We start from the raw sequence: 2,622 nt of genomic DNA on the forward strand, positions 1-2,622 counted from the left end.
CCGACGAGAAGCCGCCATAAGGCGAATTGTTGGTATGCTTGAAGTCGATGCGGTTGACGTCGAAGCCTGCGACAAACGTGTTCACCATGCCGAACAGATGGCCGGTGAAGGTGGCGTCCATACGGTCGCCGATCTGCTGCTGCTGGTGATAGATTTCGAGGTAATCGCTGCGATCGATCTGGCCGGTGGCATTGTTGAAGCCGTAGATCTCGACTTCCTTCCAGTGCCGCTTCGCATACATGTAATAGAGCGTATTGCGCAGCGTGATGCCGTCGGACACCTGCCATTCGGTCTTCACCTGGCTCCAGCTATCCTGATAACGAATGGTGCTGTCGCTGACATTGTAGTTCTTGAAGCGGGTCGCGGGATCGAGCTGGCCGTTGATCAGCGGCGTGCCGAAATATTTCGACGGATGCCGGTCGCCATAGTCGGTCGAGAGCGTCCAGGTGACGTCCTCGTTCTGCTTGATCTGAACGGCGGCATGCAGCGCGATGTTCGATTGGTTGTCGCGATCGACCCAGCCATCGGAGGCGTTGCCGGTGACGGCGATGCGATAAGCGACGTCCTTGCTGATGGGGCCACCGCTATCCAGCGCGATGCGGCGGGTCATGTTGCTGTCAAGCGAGATCTCGGCCTGGTTGCGCGGCACCCAGAGCGGCAGTTTCGACACCACATTGATGGCGCCGCCAATGGCGCCTTCGCCATACATCACCGAGGCCGGGCCACGCAGCACTTCGATCTTCTCGGCGGTCCAGGTGTCGAACGGAAAATTGACGGTGCCGGCACCGACATAAAGACGGGTGCCGTCATAGAGCGACGTCACCGAGCCGCTGCCGGCAAAGCCGCGGGTCGAGAAGGCGATGCCGCCATTGCCGGGCTCGCCGATGGCGGTGATGCCGGTGGCATTCTGCGTGACGGCATCGACGACATTCTGCTGGCCGCGTTCGGCCATGGTCTCGGCCGAGATCACCTCGACGCTGGCCGGCGTCTGCAGGCGCGTGAGGCCGAGGCGGCTGCCGGTGGAGGTGGTGCCGGTGAGATTGAGCGTTGGTGCAGCGAAGACCGGGCCAGTCTGTGCTGCAACCGGCGCGGCCGTCGTTGTGGCGACATTGCGCTGCTGGCGTGAGCGCGCATTGCGCGTGGCGTTGCCTGATGTCGCGCGGCGTGCGCGTTGCGGCTGGGCAGTCGGCTGCACGACGACGGGGTCAAGTGTCTGACTCTGCTGTGCCGTTTGCGACCAGCTTTCGGCAGGCCAGAGCAGGCAGGACAGCGCGACGGTTGAAAGAAGGAGATAGCGCCGGTCGGCCGTCAAGAGATGAGTGACGATCATGGTTCGAGACTCGCGATAACGTGGCACGTCACCGCAAACCAAGCCGCTCTGCATTCCTCACGAACGCAACTCGGCTTCCACCGGGGCACCCCGCCCAATGTGCTCGCGTGTGACCACGACTGACGGCAGGTCTCCTGGCTCGCGGGTCGGTGCCTGTCGCCGCCTTCCCAGGCGGAGAGCCCAGTGGCTGATGGCGAAGGCTCGCCGCTTACAGTTGCGGGGGCAGCCGCGGAATCGATGCGCTTGCTGAGTTTGTTTGACTCACAGAGCGCGTCTCACCGCATTCCCTTTTGGTCCCCGAAGGGCACCGTCGCGATCACGTTAAGGTGAAAGTTTGGAAGGAGTCAATTGGGAGGTGGGTTGTCTACCGCACTCTCACTGTCATCGCCCGGCTTGACCGGGCGATCCAGTAGACACGAGCTTTAGATATAAAGCTGTGAAGACAGTGTGTACTGGATCCCCGCTCCGCGCGCACCTTCGGTGCGCTAGGCGGGGATGACAGTTAGAGTGTGTTGCTCCCTCAGAACTTCACATTCACAGCCATCTGCGCCGTGCGTGGCATGCCGAGGATCCACTGATTGGTGCCGCCACCGGTGGCGTAGATCTCGTCGAACAGATTGTAGACGCGCAGCGACACGGTGGTGTTCGCATCGGGCTTCCACTGCACGCCGGCATTGACGACGTTATAGGCCGAGCGGGCCAGCGTGTTGGCTGCATCCGCATAGGTCTTGCCGACGATCTGGATGCCGGCATTGGCCGACCAGTTCGGCGCGAAGTCCCATGTCGCCCAGATATTGGAGACGTTGAGCGGCACGTTGACCGGCACATTGCCGGCGAAATTGACGCCGCTGGCCTGCAGGAAGTCATCATACTTTGCCTGCAGGAATGTGGTGTTGGCATCGATGCGCCAGCCATAGTCCAGCAGCATGCCGACCGACGCCTCGATGCCGCGGGACGATTGCTGGCCGACCTGCAGGACCACGTTGAGGTTATTGGGATCGCGCGCCAGCAGATTGTTCTTCACGATCTCATAGCCGGCGAGCGTCCATTCCGCGCGGCCGTTAAACAGCGATTGCTTGACACCGAATTCGACCTGCCGGCCGGTGGCGAGGGTGAAGTTCGCATTCGCTGCATTGAGCGCGAGAAGGCCGCTGGTGACGGGATCGACGGCGGTGGAATACTGGCCGTAGAAAGCGAGATCCTTGATCGGCGTATAGACGGCGCCGACACGCCAGGTCGTGTTCGAGAACGACTTGTCGAGGCTGTTGGCCGGATTGAAGAAGTCGGTGCGG

General features: G+C 61.7%; 2 protein-coding genes and 1 riboswitch. Both genes read right to left on the reverse strand.

Translation table 11 applies throughout. The features are described from left to right. Positions 1-1,330 (reverse strand): TonB-dependent receptor (locus tag ACIQ2A_RS25920; protein WP_398484958.1); only part of this gene is annotated, 1,330 nt, incomplete at its 3' end. A 106-nt stretch (positions 1,331-1,436) separates the two neighbouring features. Beyond that, positions 1,437-1,657, reverse strand: a riboswitch (cobalamin riboswitch). A gap of 193 nt (positions 1,658-1,850) precedes the next feature. Further along, positions 1,851-2,622 (reverse strand): TonB-dependent receptor (locus tag ACIQ2A_RS25925; RefSeq protein ID WP_398484960.1); only part of this gene is annotated, 772 nt, incomplete at its 5' end.

The organism is Tardiphaga sp. (assembly GCF_044336785.1).
GTDB lineage: Bacteria > Pseudomonadota > Alphaproteobacteria > Rhizobiales > Xanthobacteraceae > Tardiphaga.